The organism is Clostridium sp. CTA-19 (assembly GCF_054767855.1).
The window spans coordinates 76,614-93,266 of sequence record NZ_BAAABH010000009.1; the positions used below are offsets into that span (position 1 = coordinate 76,614).

The following is a 16,653-nucleotide window of genomic DNA, read 5'->3' on the forward strand; positions in this document are numbered from 1 at the left end:
TAACATTGAGTAAACAATCAGTTTGGTATACTTTGTTTACAATCAAAGTTTAGAAAAGGAGAGAGTTCAAGATGTATATTTTTAAAAATGCTATAAAAAATTTAACAAGAAATAAAGGAAGAAATCTCTTGATTGGAATAATAACTATAGCAATACTGTCCTGTACAGCTATTTCAGTTATAATAAACACAGCTTCCAATGAGATGATAAATAGTTATAAAAACAGGTTTGGATCAGAAGTATTTATTCAACCAAATCAAGAAAAAATGCAAGAAAAAATGAAAAATGGTGATATGGAAAGCTTTAATGATAGCCCTTCCAATGATCTTAAAGAAAAACTTTCACAGTCTGAGCATCTTAAAGAAACAATATTTAGTTCTTCTTATATAGGTTATAGTGAGAAGATTAAAGCATTAGATCAGGATGAAGTTGAAAAAAGGAAAGATGAGGGTAACTCAGGTAATTTTGTTACAATGGGAGGAACTAAAAGATCGGAAAACGCTAAAGATGGTTATTTAAATATTTTAGGTGGACTTAATAAAGCTGGTATAGAAGAATTTAATAATGGTACAAGAAAAATTACTGATGGAAAAATGCCAGAAAAAAATGGCGAAGTTATGATAAGTGAAGATTTTGCAAAATTAAATAATTTAAAGGTTGGAGATAATTTTAAGGTTAAAAACCCTGATGATCCAGATAACTTTGAGCCATTAGAATTAACTATTTCAGGAATATATTATGATGGATCAAAATCTGAAAATTATGCATTTAAGCATCCTATAATGAATAGAAAAAATGAAATTATTACAACATATGATACTTTAAAATCATATAACAATAAAGTAAAAAAAGATACAGATTTAATTAACTTAGATGCACAATATTATTTGAAAAACCCAGATTTATTAGATGCATTTAATGATGAGGCACATAAAAAAGGGTTAAGTGACACACTTGAAGTATCAACAGATGCTACTACGTATAATAATATTGTTAAACCTATAGAAGGTTTAAAAAAGGTGTCTAGTATATTTATGTTTTTAGTTTTAGGTTTTGGTGGTAGTATATTAATTTTAATTTCAATTTTAAGCATTCGTGAAAGAAAATATGAAATTGGAGTTTTAAGAGCTATGGGAATGAAAAAAGGAAAAGTAGCCTTAGGTTTAATATTTGAAACATTATTTATGATTGGAATTTCATTAATAGCAGGATTAACCATAGGAGGATTTTCTGCACAACCTATTTCAAATATACTTCTACAAGGGCAGTTAGATGCTCAGAAAGAAGTTTCTCAAGGAATGGTATCAATAGCTATGGGGGCAACAAATTCGGCACTGCCAATAGAAAAATTAGATGTATTTTTAAGTAGTGAAGCTATTTTAGGAATCACATTAATAGCCTTATTGCTTGGAGTAGTATCTATTAGTATAGGTATTTTATATATAATGAGATATGAACCAAGAAAAATATTATCAGAAAGGAATTAAAAATATGAATTTATTAAGTTTAAAAGATGTAAGTTATATATATGAAGGTGGAAAAAAAGACGTTTTTAGTAATATAAATATAAATTTTGAAAAAGGAAAAGTTTATGGTATAGTCGGAAAATCTGGAGCAGGGAAAAGTACTTTGTTATCTTTAATATCAGGGCTTGATACCTGTAAAACAGGTGAAGTATTATATAATGGTGAAAGTTTAAAGAAAATAGATAGAGATTTGTATAGAGCAAAGGATATAGGAGTAATATTTCAAGGATATAATTTAATTTTAAATGCAACTGCTAAAGAAAATATATTACTATCTATGAATATAAGTAATGTTAAGGAAAAAAATAAAAATAATTATGTATATAATTTATTGAAAGATGTAGGAATTGATATTGATATAGCTAATAGAAAAATTTTAAATTTATCCGGTGGGGAGCAACAACGTATAGGAATAGCTAGAGCGCTTGCACATAATCCAGATATAATAATTGCAGATGAACCAACAGGAAACCTAGATAGTGAGACAGAAGAAAAAATTATGGATATTTTAGTATCATTATCCCATCAGCATAATAAATGTGTTATTATAGTAACTCATTCTAAAAAAGTATGTACTTACGTTGATGAGATTTGGGGATTAAAATCTGGAAAATTAGCATTTATAAAATAACAGTAGTTTTGGATTTGGAGGTAATTATGAAATCATTTAAAATGAATAAAACTGTAAAAGTGGTACTTATGTTAAATATATGTGCAGTAGTTATGGTTTTGTTCTCAATATTTAATATATACGCATCTTATAGACATATATCAAACTTAGTTTTACAAGGATTTGATCCCAGTAAACAAATAGTAGAGGTTATTAATTTTTATTTAACGTCTATAACTCCATATGCATTTTACGGAATATCTTTGTTTACATTAGGATATATTATTAAAAATTTTAGTTATTTATTTGAGAGTAACGGTATAAGAAGAGTAGACAATAAATATTTAGAAACAGAAGTATTATTAGAGAATAAATGTAAACAAGATGGAATGGATGATGAAATAGATGAACTTCTAAGAGAAATAGATATATAATTAAAATTACAATAGTATTAGATATACTCATCAATTTCCATTTTAAATTTGCATTAAATAAATTTATCATAAATATATAAAGGGGCTGTCACAAAACTAACTAAAGGTTAGAGGGATATGCTCCCTTTTTTACATGTAATTCGCTTAATATATGATTAATGGCAAGAAAAAATTTAAAGGGCTATTGGGAAAAATATAAAATAAAACACAAATTTATAAGATTTTCTAATTCTATTTTTAATGAATACTTTATTTGAAAATTTTCTTACCATCTTTTGAATTCAGAAATATTAATAAATGTTTTTTATAACAAAAGCCAGGTTCAAAAAAACCTGGCTTTTACAGTATAATTATTTTGCGATAGCCCCTTTTATTATGGTTTTACTATTCAGTTTCTGTTAAGCAAACATCAGAGTCATTGCTGTTTACAAAGTAACCAATAATTCCACCTATAATAGCTGGTAATACCCAATCAAAGCCAAGGGCTGCAAAAGGTAATTTATGAATAAATGATATTGTAACAACTGAGCTATCTATTACTGTAAGTAAACTAGTTAAAAGAGTTGCATAGGCAACACCTTTATAAATTGTATTTTTAGTAAATACTTTTCTAAAACAATTCATTAATACTAAAGCAATTGAAATAGGATAGATAACTGTTAATATAGGAACTGAAATAGAAATTATCTTGTCAACTCCGAAATTAGCAACTATTGCGCTAAATGTACAAATGAAAATAACTATATGCTCATATTTGAATTTTTTATTACTTATATCTTCAAAATATTTACTTGTTACAGATGTTAAACCTATGGCTGTAGTAAGACATGCGAATGCAACAATTACACCTAATATTAATATTCCATTATTGCCTAATAAATTTTTGATTATATTAATTAACAATGCAGTTTGAGATATATTTTTATCATAAATAGATGAAACTGTAGCGCCTAAGTATGCTAATCCACCATAAACTAGGATTAATCCTATGCCTGCTACTGTTGCTGATTTTATAGTAAGATTTATGGTTTCTGTTTTATCTTTGTAACCCTTGCTTAAAAACGAAGCCATTATAAGCATTGTAATTCCACCAGTCCCAAGGGCGTCCATAGTTTGGTATCCCTGAGTAAGTCCTGTTACAAATAAACTACTTGAGTCAATGTTATTATTTAGTGCTCCAATAGGAGAAATTATTCCTTTTATTATTAAGAAAGCTAAAGTAATTAATAATACTGGAGTTAGAAATTTACCTATTATATCAATAACTTTAGTAGGTCTTATTGTTAGAATTAGTGTTAGAGTAAAGAATAATATTGAAAAGATAATAGGATTTAAATTAAACACTGGTGCTATGCTCATTTCAAAAGTTGTTGCTGCAGTTCTTGGAATGACTAGTATAGGACCTAAGCAAAGCATCATTATAAACTCCAAGCTAATACCAAATTTTTTACCCGCTCGTCCAACTACAGCTTGAAAAGAACCAGATTTAGCTACTGCAATTATAGATAAAAGTATTATTCCTACATCTGCAAAAATAAACCCTAAAAAACTTATTAACCAACCACTACCAGAAGTCATTCCTATGTATGGAGGGAAAATTAAATTGCCTGCACCAAAATAAATTGAAAACATTGCAAAACCAACAATTATTATATCTCTAAATTTTTTCATATTTTTTACCTCTTTCTTTATTAATATAGGGTTTCAAAAATGATTTTTAAATTATAACTTTATCAAATGATAAAGTTTAATATGAATAAAAAATTATATAAAAAAGACCACACAGCATTCACTATGTGGCCTTTAAGTGCCTAGGATAAAAAAACCACATAGTATTTATCTATGTGGCCTTGCATAACAAATTAACTTTAGCCATCATAGATACAAAACATTGCATGTTTGTACCTATGATTACCGTATATCATAAATACAAACCTAACTAAAGTAGCTAAAGTAATACATATTAAGTTGTAGTACACTGGTTAAGTTTATATTATTTATCATATTTAAAAACTCCTTATTATCTAAAAGTCATGTTTATTTAAAAATCATTATACATTGGTAACTTTTAAAATGCAATAAAATTTTATAAAAAATAAAAAAGTTTTCAATTTAGACTTAATAATTTCATAAATTAAGTTCTAATTAACAATATATTAAAAAAACTAAGAAATATATTAGATATATAGAAAGTATTGTTAATTGGTAGTTTTCTAATAATTTAAACTATATATTTTTATATGGTTCCAAGTTGACTTTAAAATTTATTCGTCAAATTTTTGTTATCAGTTGAGAAAAATAATTGCAAATATATTTAGTTAAGAACATTAACTGTTCACTATTCACTCTTAACTTTTAACTAAAATAATCTGTTAGTTATTGATAAAATATTAATTTGAGTTTTCTCATTTGATAAATGAATAAGTTTAAGCTTTAATTTGGAACCCTATATATATTAAATTTTATACAATAATATTATTTGGTTAACAATATAGACAAGATATAAAGTATGTATATATGTGAAGGGTAGAATATATAGAAAAACTTTTTATAGCCAGTACCCTTTTTATTATTATAAAGAAACATGAATATTGATGCAAATATCATCATCCATTGATAATTTTCAACAAATGTTACATGAAAATTAAATCCAGATCCCATAAATAATGAAGCTAAGGATATTATTATAAAAATTAATACTTCTTTTGTTCTATTGCTTCTAAATATGTAAAGCATAACTCCAATTATAATAAATATTATACCGCCTTCAACTAACATTGGGTTAGGAATAAATATCATGATGATTTGAAAAATAATTAAAGGAATATTTTCATTACTCATAATCATTAAAGATAATGCTGATAGCAATAAAGGAAGTAACATTAGTAAAATACTTTGAACTATAATTTTAAAACTTTTGTTTTTAATTCCAAGTTTAAATTTATCTACAAATACTATGTATAGCCCAGTTAAGAATAGTGTTGCAAAAATATTATTTATTATAATCATAGATGAATCTGTTGGAGAAGGAAATAATTTCATTATAAGTGTATTTCCTATAGCCATTAAAACTGAGGCTATATATAATCTTGATAAATATTTTTTTCTATTAGAAGTATAATACATACCTTCTGCTAAAGAAAACAAAAACATTGGAGCTACAAGCCTTCCAATACAATTGAACCATGTTGGAGCAAAATTAAAAAATTCATGTATGTGATCAAAAATCATAAAAATTATACCAATTAATTTAAGCTGGGTCATAGTAATGCCTTTTTTATTTAGTGTTGTTAAGTTCATAAACATACATCCTTTCTTTTTAAGTTGATAGTAAAATTATAAGGTTTAGAGATTAATTGATTATAAATTAAATCTTAAATAAAGCTTAATAATAAAGCTTTATTTAAAGACTAGAATCCGTAAAATTTAAAAAAATAAAAAAAATTATTAAATTATATTGCAATATATAAAAAACTGTGGTATTATAGAAAAATAGCGTAAGAGCTAAAAAAAATAAAGAAATAAAGAGTTTAGTTTAGGTAAATAGTTTCTCATGAATTGGAGATTATTGTATCAAATTGAAATCTTTTAATTTAGGAGGAATTATTATGACAGATAAGACAATATTATGCAAAGATTGCGGACAAGAATTCGTATTCACAGTAGGAGAGCAAGAATTCTACAAAGAAAAAGGATTCGATAACGAGCCTGTAAGATGTCAAGATTGCAGAAGAGCTAAAAAACAACAAAACAATAGAAGATAGTTTTATATTGTAAATCAACTGTTCTAAAATTTTATTTTAGAACAGTTTTTTTATGCTTTAAATTAAGTTATTTGTTATTTAAATTAACATCTAAATTAAACTTCTATTTTGGGAATTTTATAGTATGTATTCTATTTAAAAATAAGGATAAAATAATATTAAATATTTATTTAAATAGGAGGCATTAGGATGAGAAAAGGTGTTTTACCAGTAGCTTTAGGAACAGTAGTTACAGCAACAGGTGTTATTTTAGATACAAAACAAAGTAAAAGGCATAAATTTAGAAAAAATGATTACAAAAATATGGCAGGAGCACTTTTAGTTGGTGCAGGTGTTGCTCATATTCTTTTAGGTGGTATAGATATATCTAGAGATTAATAAAAAAATTTTGTAAGAGAATGGACTTTCTTGAAATATGGGTTTAACCCTATTTTAAAAAGGTTCATTTTCTTTATTTATTTAAAAAAATATTAAAAAATTTAATAATTGCAATTTAAATATGAGTAAGTATAATGATAAGATGTAAAAAGTGTAAATAAATGTTATAATATAACGAAAATAAAGTAATATTATAAAAAGGAGTAGACATATGGATAGTAAAAAATATTTTTATGATTATGAGGACTATGAAGATGGAGATAAGGATGCAAAGACGTTAGCTGCTGAAATTTTAGAAGATTCAGATTTGAATAATTTAAAAGAAGTTATAGTTGGATGTTGGGGAGAATCTTATGATAATGATGTACAAGCTATATTAGATATGATTGTAGATAATAAAGAAAAATTTGCTCATATAGAAAGTCTTTTTATAGGTGATATGGATTATGAAGAGTGTGAAGTATCTTGGATAGAACAAGGTGATTATAGTAGAATATGGGATGCATTGCCTAATCTTAGAAAATTAACTATAAAAGGAAGTCAAGGATTGTCTTTAGGTAATATAGAACATAAAAACCTTAAATCCTTAGAAATTATTTGTGGAGGAATTCCTAAATTAGTATTAAATCAAATAGGAAATAGTAATTTACCAGGTTTAGAAAAATTAAATATATATATAGGTGTAGATAATTATGGATTTGATGGAGCGTTAGAAGACATAAAAAAAGTAGTTGAAAATGAATCTTTAAAAAGTTTAAAGTATTTAGGTATAGGGAATAGCGAGATTCAAGATGATATAGTAAAAGTAGTTATAGAAAGTAACATAATAAAACAATTAGAAACTTTAAATTTTTCTAATGGAACATTATCAGATATAGGTGGTAATATTTTACTAGAGAATAAAGATAAGATAAACCACCTAAAATTTTTAGATTTACATTACCATTTTCTATCAGATGAATTAATGAATGAATTAAACAAATTGCCAATAAAAATAGATTTAGATGAACAAGAAGAGGTTGATGAAGAGTATGGAAATTGGCCTATGCTAACAGAGTAAGATCGATATGGAATTCTTATTAATTGGAGAAAAATTAAGTAAGCGTACTGAATTTTTTTTAAAAGCAGCAGTTGAGTTAGGTTATACTATTAAATTTTTGCCTTGGGAGAATTGGGAAAAAGAAGATTTACATAAAGTAAGTTTTATAAAAGTTGATCCGCCTATTCATAAAGAATATAAAATTAATAAATTACCTAAGCTTATAAATGATTATAAGAACAAATTAATGTTATTAGAAAATATAAAGGGCGTAACCTTTTTAAATAGTCCATTACAAATATACAATACTTTAGATAAATTTAAATGTAAAAATATACTTATGAAAAATGGTATTGCTACAACACCTATTATTGAAAGTAATATTAAATCTTTAGATGATTTAAGAGAATTTGTTCAGAATAAAAAGGTTTATGAAATATTCATTAAGCCTAGGTATGGTTCAGGGGCAGCTGGTGTTTTAGCATACAGGTATAATCCAAAGATGAATAAAGAGATAGTGTATACATCTATGGAAATAGATTATAAAAATGAAATTTGCAATACGAAAAAAATGAGAAAGATTACAGATCAAAATAAAATAAGCATGATTTTAAATTTGCTTTTGAAAGAAGAAATAATAGTTGAAAAGTGGATACCAAAATCAATACATAATGGATTAAGCTATGATTTAAGAGTAGTGTACCAATATGGAAAAATTGATTTTATTGTAGGTAGAGGAAGTAAAACACCAATTACTAATTTACATCTTAATAATTGTGGAATAGATATTGAAGACATTAAACTATCAAAAGAAATTAAAGATAAAATAGAAAACTTATGTTTTAGAGCCATGCAATGCTTTAAGGGGCTTAATAGTGCTGGAATTGATATTTTAATTACACCAAAGGGAAACCCTATGATAATAGAAATTAATGGACAAGGAGATCTGATTTATAAGGATATATTTAATGAAAATAAAATATACAAATCACAGATGAGAGGAATGATATGCAAAGATGAATCAGTTAAATAATGAGGTACCTATGGGAGCTATAGGAAATATAGATAAAGAGCCGGAAATAAATATGAATGAAGTTGTAGGAACACATGATATTTTATTTGTGTGTCTGGATACATTAAGGTATGATGTGGCAAAGGAAGAACAGGACAAGGGTACAACACCTTATATAAACAAATATGGGCAGTGGAAAAAATGTCATGCACCAGGAAATTTTACATATCCTTCACATCATGCTATGTTTTCAGGTTTCTTACCAAGTCCAGCAGAGCCTACTCCTATTATGGAAAGAGAAAGTCTCTTTTTCCCTAAAAATATAGGTTTAGGAAATGCAACTCCTAAAGGGGCATTTGCATTCGAAGGTTCTACTTTTATAGAGGGATTATCTAAAGTTGGATATCATACCATGTGTATTGGTGGGGTTGCCTTTTTTAATAAACGTTCCGATATAGGAAAGGTATTACCTTCATATTTTGAAAAAAGTTATTGGCATCCATCATTTAGTTGTCATATAAAAAACAGTTTTGATAATCAATTAGATTTTATAGAAAGAAAAGTAAAAGAAGTAGAAAATAATAAAAGGATATTTATGTATGTGAATATTGATGCTATACATTATCCAAATAATTTTTATTTAGATGGTGCAAAACAAGATAATAAAGACACTCATGCTGCAGCACTTAAATATGTAGATAATAGGATAGAAAGATTATTTGATATATTTAGGGAAAGAGGAAAAACTTTTGTCATTTTATGTTCAGATCATGGAACATGTTATGGAGAAGATGGATATGAATTTCACTGTGTATCCCATGAAATAGTATACACAGTTCCATATAAACATTTTTTCCTTTAATGTAAAAAACGAAGAAAGAAGGTGAGTATTTTGGATAAATCACCGATATATTATCAGTACATGTATAGTTATCCCCATAAAAATGCTTATTATGAAATAGAAGAAGAAAAAATTTTAAATGCTATTTCAAATTTAAAAGATGACAATCTTACTCTTTACATACATGTTCCATTTTGTGAAAGCAAATGTGGATATTGTAATTTATTTTCAATACCTAACACAAGTGAAGTTTTATTAGAAAAATATATAGATACTGTATGTAACCAGATAATTCAATATGGCAATAAATTATGTGAAAATCATATTAAGTTTACAAATCTAATATTAGGTGGAGGAACGCCACTCATACTTTCTATAGAACAGATGGAAAGGATTTTTAAAACTTTAGAAGAAAACCTTTCTATAAAAACAGATGAAGCTAACTTTGTTATAGAAACTTCGCCAAATCAAACTGACTTAGATAAACTTTTATATCTTAAAAATAGAGGGCTTAACCGTATAAGTATAGGAATACAGTCTTTTGTAGAAGATGAATTGAAATGTATTTATAGAAATCATAAAAAAGAAAGTTGTTACAAAGCTTTAGATAAAATAATAAATCTTAAATTTGATGCAGTTAATATAGATTTGATTTATGGAATAGAAGGTCAAACAAAAGGATCATTAATCTATTCTATTAATGAAGCTTTAAGGTATAAACCGGAAGAAATATTTATTTATCCCCTTTATATAAGGGAAGATACAAAGATATTTGGAAGGATGAATTTGAATTATGACTTTCAACATGAAATGTATGATATAGCAGTAAAAGAATTAAATAAAAATGGTTATATTCAAACATCTATGCGACGCTTTGTAAAAAGAGTAAGTGAAAATAATCTTAGCTGTGGTTTTGAGCAAATGCTATCAGTTGGATGTGGTGGAAGAAGTTATATAGGAAACCTACATTTTTGTGAGCCATATACTTCAAAAAGAAATGATTGTAAAGAAGTTTTAAGTAATTATGTAGATAAAGATAATTTTTTTAAAGGATTAAAGGGATATGAGTTGAATTTTGAAGAAGTAGAGCGTAGGTTTATTATTAAAAATTTGGGGTATTATAAAGGTTTAGATTTAAAGGAATATAAGAAAATATTTAGTAAAGATTTGTTAAAAGCTTATCCAATATTTGAAGAACTTTTTAAAGAAAAACTTATTGAACTAGAAGGAAAAAAATTAAGACTTACTAAAAAAGGCATAAAATATTCTGATGTAATTTTACCATTTTGGATTTCTGACACAGTGAAAGAAAGGATGAAAAAATGATAGAACATGCTACTGGAATTACCTATCGTGGAGAACTAAAATCTTGTAATTATAATTGTAGTTATTGTCCATTTTCTAAAAGAAAATATAGTATTAAGGAAATAGAACGAGATAAAGATAAATGGTGTAATTTTTTAAATAAAATATCAAATATAAATTTCAAAGAAAATGTTAGTGTTTTAATATCACCTTACGGTGAAGCTCTTATACATAATTACTATGTTAAAGGAATTGCGAAACTTTGTAGAGTAAAAAAAATTAGAAAAGTAGGATGTCAAACTAACTTAAGTTTTAATGTTCAATCCTTTATTCACGAATTAGAAAAAGAAAATGTGAATTTAGATAAGATAACTTTATGGTGTACATATCATCCAGAGATGACAAAAGTAGATGAATTTATAGAAAAAATAAAATATTTACATAAAAAAATAAATTTAAGCGTAGGTGTAGTTGGAAATCCAAAAGATATTGAAATCATAAAAAATTTAAGAAATAGTTTACCTGTAGAAGTTTATTTATGGATTAACAGTATGGATGGACTTAATAGAAAATATACAGAAGAAGAAATAAGTATATTTAATGATATAGATCCTATGTTTGATTTAGAAGTAAAAAATTATTTAAATAAAGGGAAATGTATAGGCGGAAAAGAACATTATTTTATAGATTTTAAAGGGGATATTTATCCATGCAATAAAGTACGTAAAACATTAGGAAATTTATATAGTAATGATACTATCAAAAAGGAGACAAGTTGTTTAAAAGGAAGATGTGATTGTTATTTATCTTACTCACATTTGAAGGGTTTAAAAAAGTTGGATTTTTTTAATAAAGATGAGTTAGTAAGGGTACCTAAAAGACTAGATATAAAAGCAATATTTTTAGATATAGATGGAACATTAGTAAGCAAAGATGGAAAAATAAAAAATGAAGATATATTAGCTTTAGAATATTTAAGTAAAATAGCTTTAATTTATTTGAACACAGAATTACCCTATGAAAAAGCGATGAAGAAGTGTAAGAAGATAAAAAGGTTATTATCAGGTGGAAGTTTTGCAAATGGTGCACATATAGTAGAAAAAACTAATAACTATGAAGTTTATAACTATTTGTTAAAAATACCTAATTTGTGTAATGAATATAAGATTTATAGCTATAAAGATAGACCATATAAGATATTGATGAGGGGTAAAATAGATAGTGAAATAATAAAACATATGAATAATAGTGGTCATTATAATATCATACATAATCATGGAAGATTAAGTATAGTCAATAATGGTGTAAATAAATTAAGTGGTTTATCAGTGATATGTGAAAAGTTAAAGTTAGATAAAGAAAAAGTTATGGTAATAGGTAACTCTAATAATGATTTATCCATGATTAAAGGAATATATCATTCCGTTGCAGAGACAGGGGCATCAAAAGAATTAATAGAAGAGGCGAGGTATAGGTTAAAAGTAGCTCAATTGCCTTATATTATTTAATAAAAAGAATGAATTTAAAGTTTTAAAGAGCTATTCTAAAATATAATTCCACTTTAGAATAGCTCTTTAAATTTATAATAATTTAAATTGATAAATTGAAAATCTTTCGCGAACATCAAGAGCATATAACCCATGTAACTTAACTTCTTTTTTTAATGTGAAAGGGGTGAAGTTTTCAAGATAATAGATATAGTCTTGAGAAGGATAATAAAGTATAATTTCTACCTCGCGGTTATATTCTTCTACAGAAATCAAAATATTTAATATAACTTTCATAAATATTTGCATAGAAAAAGGGTTGAAAAAGTAAAATTTATTATCCTTTGGATTAACTTCATAATTTTCAGCATAGCAGTTTAAAAAATTTATTTTTTTACAGTTTCTATTATGCTCTTTCAAATATTCTTTTTTGTTATCAAGAGCTTCTTGATAAAAGAATTTATTCATTTCAATTCCCGTTACATAACAATCAAAAAAGTAATTTAAATAAAAGTTAAGTCTTCCTTTACCACATCCGAAGTCAATTACTCTATCATCACTTTTAAAATCATATTCTTTAGAAAGTGCTTCAAGTGCATAATATGATGTTGGCTCATATCTATTGTAGTGAAGAGATTCATAGTATTCTTTTTGTTCGCCAGAAGTTTTTATATTAAGTAGTTTTTCAAAAGTTTGATCATTCATTATAGTCCTTTCTGTTTTACAGGATAAAACATATGTTATTTTGAATAATCATAAATTCTCAACTCTTAATTAAGTATAATACCCTAAATATAACATTTAATACTATAAAAGTAGCTTTTTAATTTCATCTAACTGCTCTATTGTTTGGTTATAACCATTATTGTAACCTTCAGTTAGTACATCTATGTTTTTTTCAAAACTATCAATAGCTTGATTGGATTTAGGTCTTATTATTATTGCCTTACCTTGTTGCTCTAACTCTTCACAATATTTTACAGTTTCATTGTATAAATTATGTCTTGTTAGAATAGGCTTGCACAAATTTGGGTACTTTCTTTTTAAAACCTTTGAAGCCATTAAATTTTTCTTGGAAAATTCTTTTACATATCCCTTAGGTCTAGTAAGTATTATTAAATGCTTTTCATTACCATCTTTAATAGCTTTTTTTATAGGTATTGGATCACATATTCCGCCGTCATAATAATAATTTTCATTTATTTTTATTGGTGGAAATAAAAATGGTATAGCACAAGTTGCTCTTAACATAGTACATTTATCATCTAAATTTTTTGCATCTAAGTACTCTGTTTTACCAGTTTTAGCATTAGTAACACCTACTAAGGCTGTTCCTTCATATTTTAAGAAAGTGTCCATATCAAATGGATTTAGTTTGTTAGGGATTTCATCAAAGGCAAAATCTAATCCAAAAGCACTTTTACATTTAAAAAAGTTTCTGAACCCTAAATATCTTTTATCATTTCTATAGGATTTTAATACGTCAAGGTTTCTTCCCCTTTGCTTAGATAAATAAGAAACACCATGTGTAATTCCAGCAGATACTCCTATACAATAAGGAAAAATAATATCGTTATCTAAAAGTGCATCCATTGCACCTGAACTAAATATAGGTCTAAAAGTTCCACCTTCTAATATTAAACTAGCCATAAATATCTCCTTTCCGTTATAGAAAACATATAAAAAATTATATACCTTATATAGTTAATATACAAACGCTAAAATTATTTTAAATAAGTATTATTGTATATAAGTAGCTTTTATATAAATATAACTAAGTTAAAAGAATGTAATATATTTTAAAAAAAATAAATATATTAAAGTGAAGCCATTTGTTTAGGAGAAAAAAATGAATTTTATTAGAGAAGTTTTAAAACTATATATTGAGCGGATAGACTTTTTTTTAGAGTTAGTTATTCAGCATTTAGTATTATCTTTTGTAGCTGTTGTGATTTCTACAATAATAGGTATTTTTTTAGGGGTAATAGTATGTGAAAATAAAAAATTGTCTAATCCCATAAAAGGAATTACAAATTTTTTATACACAATCCCATCAATAGCAATTTTAGGATTTTTAGTTTCTTTTTCTGGAGTTGGAAATGTTACAGCTATAATTACATTATCATTATATGGATTGTTACCTATAATTACTAATACTTATACAGGTATTGAAAATGTAGATAAGGATGTTATAGAAGCAGGAAAAGGTATGGGTGCAACTAAAAGGGAACTGCTTTATAAGATAAAACTACCACTTGCTCTACCAGTAATTTTTGCTGGATTTAGAAATATGGTAGTTATGACCATAGCACTTTGTGGTATTGCATCTTTTATAGGGGCAGGGGGGTTAGGAGTTGCTATATGGAGAGGAATTACAACTAATAATCCAACAATGACTTTTGCTGGAAGTTTACTTATTGCACTTATAGCTTTGACTATAGATTCAATTATGTCTTGTATTCAAAAAGATATAAATATAAGATTTACAAAAGGCAAAGTTAAAAGAAAGGTGATGGGGACAAAAAAACATATTGGGGTTATAAGCATTTTATTAGTTATAATCATATTTATAGGAGCAAGTTTTAGCAGAAAAGAAACTATAATAATTGCATCAAAACCAATGACTGAACAGTATATTTTAACTGAAATTATGGCACAACTTATTGAAGAGAAAACATCAATAAAAGTTGAAATTAAAAAAGGTATAGGTGGGGGAACAGCTAATATTCATCCCGCTATAGTAAAGGGAGAGGTTGATATTTATCCAGAATACACAGGTACATCATGGGAGTATGTATTAAAGAAAAAAAGTCAGAGTGAAAACACATATGAAGAACTAAAAAAAGAATACAAAGAAAAGTATGATTTAAATTGGTTTAATTTATATGGATATGATAGTAATTATGCAATAGTGGTTAATAAGGAATTAGCTGAAAAATATAATTTAAAAACCTATTCTGATTTAGCAACAATAAGTGATAAGTTAGTCATAGGGGCAGAATATGATTTTTATGAGAGGGAAGATGGCTATAATTCATTAGCGAAACTATATAATTTTAATTTTAAAGATACTTTAGATTTAGACATGGGATTAAAATATAAAGCACTTTCATCTAATAAAATAGATGTAATAATGGCCTCAACTACAGATGGTCAGCTTGTAAATGAAAATTATTTGGTTTTAAGGGATGATAAGAGATTCTTCCCTAACTATTTAGCAGGGACAATAATAAGAGAAGAGACTTTGAAAAAATATCCAGAGCTTATAGAAGTGTTAAATTTATTAAATAATACTATAACAGAAAAGGAAATTATAAATATGAACTATAAAGTAGAAGTGGAGAAAAAAGAAGATTTTCAAGTTGCAAAAGAGTTTTTAATAGAAAAAGGAATAATTAAGTAGGAGAGAGTTATGAAGTATGAAGAGTAAACCATTAATAAGTTTTTGTAATGTTAGTAAGATATATGATGATAAAATTGTGCTGAAAAATTTAAATTTAGATATATACAAAGGTGAGTTTGTAACGGTTATAGGTGGATCAGGAAGTGGGAAAACAACTGCATTAAAATTAATAAATGGGCTTATAACTCCAGATGATGGAAAAATAATTGTTGATGGTAAAAATTTAAAAGATACGAATTTGATTGAACTCAGAAAAAATATTGGATATGTAATTCAAAGCATTGGCTTATTTCCTCATATGACAGTAGAAAAAAACATATCTTTTGTTTTAGATTTAAACAAAAATAAAAAAGATAGTTCTTTGGAGAAAGTAAAAGAGCTTATGAATACTGTTCAGCTTGAAGAAGAATTAATAACTAGATATCCTTCACAGTTAAGTGGGGGGCAGAAACAACGAGTAGGTATAGCAAGGGCGTTAGCATCAAATCCATATATATTATTAATGGATGAGCCATTTGGTGCAGTAGATGAAATAACAAGACATGTTTTACAAGATGAATTATTAAAAATACAAAAACAATTAGGGATAACCATTTTTTTTATAACTCATGATATAAATGAAGCATTAAAATTAGGTAGTAAGATAATAATAATGAATGATGGAAAAATAGAGCAAATAGGAACTAGTGATGAAATAAAATACAACCCTAATAGTGAGTTTGTAAAAAAATTAATAGCTTATTAGTTTAAAAAATAGTATGAATTTTAATTTGAAATAATGATTATGTATATTTTAAGACTTCAGCATAATTTAGTTCTATGCTGAAGTCTTTTTGCAAATTAATATTTATTTT

At 26.0% G+C, this 16,653-nt stretch carries 16 protein-coding genes; 12 read left to right on the plus strand and 4 right to left on the minus strand.

The features are described 5' to 3' along the window. Nucleotides 1-71: 71 nt before the first annotated feature. Genes ACYUE0_RS07010 through ACYUE0_RS07020 form a run of 3 tightly spaced genes read left to right on the plus strand, consistent with a single transcriptional unit; the run spans nucleotide 72 to nucleotide 2,570 of the window. Nucleotides 72-1,487: an ABC transporter permease gene (locus tag ACYUE0_RS07010; protein ID WP_460269996.1), complete on the plus strand. Its 1,416-nt coding sequence runs from the start codon at nucleotides 72-74 to the stop codon at nucleotides 1,485-1,487. Nucleotides 1,488-1,491: 4 nt separating this feature from the next. Beyond that, complete coding sequence (locus tag ACYUE0_RS07015; RefSeq protein ID WP_061994490.1) at nucleotides 1,492-2,157, plus strand: ABC transporter ATP-binding protein; 666 nt, start codon at nucleotides 1,492-1,494, stop codon at nucleotides 2,155-2,157. 26 nt (nucleotides 2,158-2,183) lie between these two features. Beyond that, on the plus strand, nucleotides 2,184-2,570 hold the full coding sequence (locus ACYUE0_RS07020) for a hypothetical protein (RefSeq protein ID WP_061994441.1): 387 nt from the start codon (nucleotides 2,184-2,186) through the stop codon (nucleotides 2,568-2,570). 384 nt (nucleotides 2,571-2,954) lie between these two features. Here the strand turns inward: ACYUE0_RS07020 and brnQ are convergent, their stop codons facing one another. Then, nucleotides 2,955-4,241, minus strand: a complete 1,287-nt coding sequence (gene brnQ / locus ACYUE0_RS07025; RefSeq protein WP_460269998.1) for a branched-chain amino acid transport system II carrier protein — start codon at nucleotides 4,239-4,241, stop codon at nucleotides 2,955-2,957. Between the two features lie 804 nt (nucleotides 4,242-5,045). Beyond that, nucleotides 5,046-5,870: a TraX family protein gene (locus tag ACYUE0_RS07030; RefSeq protein WP_460269999.1), complete on the minus strand. Its 825-nt coding sequence runs from the start codon at nucleotides 5,868-5,870 to the stop codon at nucleotides 5,046-5,048. Nucleotides 5,871-6,178: 308 nt separating this feature from the next. On the opposite strand from ACYUE0_RS07030, the gene ACYUE0_RS07035 reads away from it, so the two are divergent. The 7 genes from ACYUE0_RS07035 (at nucleotide 6,179) to ACYUE0_RS07065 (ending at nucleotide 12,417) form a co-directional block, all read left to right on the plus strand. Next, entirely contained in the window at nucleotides 6,179-6,334 is a 156-nt protein-coding gene (locus tag ACYUE0_RS07035) for a zinc-ribbon domain-containing protein (protein ID WP_061994438.1), read from the plus strand. 189 nt (nucleotides 6,335-6,523) lie between these two features. Beyond that, a complete protein-coding gene (locus ACYUE0_RS07040; protein ID WP_061994437.1) occupies nucleotides 6,524-6,712 on the plus strand; it encodes a hypothetical protein in 189 nt (62 codons plus the stop codon). Nucleotides 6,713-6,923: 211 nt separating this feature from the next. Next, entirely contained in the window at nucleotides 6,924-7,772 is an 849-nt protein-coding gene (locus ACYUE0_RS07045; RefSeq protein ID WP_061994436.1) for an STM4015 family protein, read from the plus strand. Nucleotides 7,773-7,779: 7 nt separating this feature from the next. Next, nucleotides 7,780-8,784, plus strand: coding sequence for an STM4014 family protein (locus ACYUE0_RS07050; protein ID WP_460270000.1), 1,005 nt, complete (start codon nucleotides 7,780-7,782; stop codon nucleotides 8,782-8,784). Continuing rightward, nucleotides 8,768-9,625: an STM4013/SEN3800 family hydrolase gene (locus ACYUE0_RS07055; protein WP_061994434.1), complete on the plus strand. Its 858-nt coding sequence runs from the start codon at nucleotides 8,768-8,770 to the stop codon at nucleotides 9,623-9,625. Before ACYUE0_RS07050 ends, ACYUE0_RS07055 begins: the two co-directional genes overlap by 17 nt. A gap of 30 nt (nucleotides 9,626-9,655) precedes the next feature. Continuing rightward, nucleotides 9,656-10,930: an STM4012 family radical SAM protein gene (locus tag ACYUE0_RS07060; protein ID WP_460270001.1), complete on the plus strand. Its 1,275-nt coding sequence runs from the start codon at nucleotides 9,656-9,658 to the stop codon at nucleotides 10,928-10,930. Continuing rightward, the gene (locus ACYUE0_RS07065) at nucleotides 10,927-12,417 is read left to right on the plus strand and encodes an STM4011 family radical SAM protein (protein ID WP_460270002.1); all 1,491 of its coding nucleotides are present in this window, start codon (nucleotides 10,927-10,929) and stop codon (nucleotides 12,415-12,417) included. The genes ACYUE0_RS07060 and ACYUE0_RS07065 overlap by 4 nt, the downstream gene beginning before the upstream one ends. A 72-nt stretch (nucleotides 12,418-12,489) precedes the next feature. Here ACYUE0_RS07065 and ACYUE0_RS07070 read toward each other — a convergent pair whose 3' ends face one another. Continuing rightward, nucleotides 12,490-13,101, minus strand: a complete 612-nt coding sequence (locus ACYUE0_RS07070; protein ID WP_460270003.1) for a methyltransferase — start codon at nucleotides 13,099-13,101, stop codon at nucleotides 12,490-12,492. Nucleotides 13,102-13,203: 102 nt separating this feature from the next. Then, complete coding sequence (locus tag ACYUE0_RS07075) at nucleotides 13,204-14,046, minus strand: patatin-like phospholipase family protein (protein WP_199869560.1); 843 nt, start codon at nucleotides 14,044-14,046, stop codon at nucleotides 13,204-13,206. 199 nt (nucleotides 14,047-14,245) lie between these two features. On the opposite strand from ACYUE0_RS07075, the gene ACYUE0_RS07080 reads away from it, so the two are divergent. Further along, complete coding sequence (locus ACYUE0_RS07080; protein ID WP_460270004.1) at nucleotides 14,246-15,799, plus strand: ABC transporter permease/substrate-binding protein; 1,554 nt, start codon at nucleotides 14,246-14,248, stop codon at nucleotides 15,797-15,799. A gap of 16 nt (nucleotides 15,800-15,815) precedes the next feature. Next, entirely contained in the window at nucleotides 15,816-16,544 is a 729-nt protein-coding gene (locus tag ACYUE0_RS07085; RefSeq protein WP_460270005.1) for an ATP-binding cassette domain-containing protein, read from the plus strand. Nucleotides 16,545-16,653: the final 109 nt, after the last annotated feature.

Coding starts and splice junctions, on each gene's coding strand:
- ACYUE0_RS07010 (WP_460269996.1), top strand. CDS start 72: ATGTATATTTTTAAAAATGCTATAAAAAATTTAACAAGAAATAAAGGA.
- ACYUE0_RS07015 (WP_061994490.1), top strand. CDS start 1,492: ATGAATTTATTAAGTTTAAAAGATGTAAGTTATATATATGAAGGTGGA.
- ACYUE0_RS07020 (WP_061994441.1), top strand. CDS start 2,184: ATGAAATCATTTAAAATGAATAAAACTGTAAAAGTGGTACTTATGTTA.
- brnQ (WP_460269998.1), bottom strand. CDS start 4,241: ATGAAAAAATTTAGAGATATAATAATTGTTGGTTTTGCAATGTTTTCA.
- ACYUE0_RS07030 (WP_460269999.1), bottom strand. CDS start 5,870: ATGAACTTAACAACACTAAATAAAAAAGGCATTACTATGACCCAGCTT.
- ACYUE0_RS07035 (WP_061994438.1), top strand. CDS start 6,179: ATGACAGATAAGACAATATTATGCAAAGATTGCGGACAAGAATTCGTA.
- ACYUE0_RS07040 (WP_061994437.1), top strand. CDS start 6,524: ATGAGAAAAGGTGTTTTACCAGTAGCTTTAGGAACAGTAGTTACAGCA.
- ACYUE0_RS07045 (WP_061994436.1), top strand. CDS start 6,924: ATGGATAGTAAAAAATATTTTTATGATTATGAGGACTATGAAGATGGA.
- ACYUE0_RS07050 (WP_460270000.1), top strand. CDS start 7,780: ATGGAATTCTTATTAATTGGAGAAAAATTAAGTAAGCGTACTGAATTT.
- ACYUE0_RS07055 (WP_061994434.1), top strand. CDS start 8,768: ATGAATCAGTTAAATAATGAGGTACCTATGGGAGCTATAGGAAATATA.
- ACYUE0_RS07065 (WP_460270002.1), top strand. CDS start 10,927: ATGATAGAACATGCTACTGGAATTACCTATCGTGGAGAACTAAAATCT.
- ACYUE0_RS07070 (WP_460270003.1), bottom strand. CDS start 13,101: ATGAATGATCAAACTTTTGAAAAACTACTTAATATAAAAACTTCTGGC.
- ACYUE0_RS07075 (WP_199869560.1), bottom strand. CDS start 14,046: ATGGCTAGTTTAATATTAGAAGGTGGAACTTTTAGACCTATATTTAGT.
- ACYUE0_RS07080 (WP_460270004.1), top strand. CDS start 14,246: ATGAATTTTATTAGAGAAGTTTTAAAACTATATATTGAGCGGATAGAC.
- ACYUE0_RS07085 (WP_460270005.1), top strand. CDS start 15,816: ATGAAGAGTAAACCATTAATAAGTTTTTGTAATGTTAGTAAGATATAT.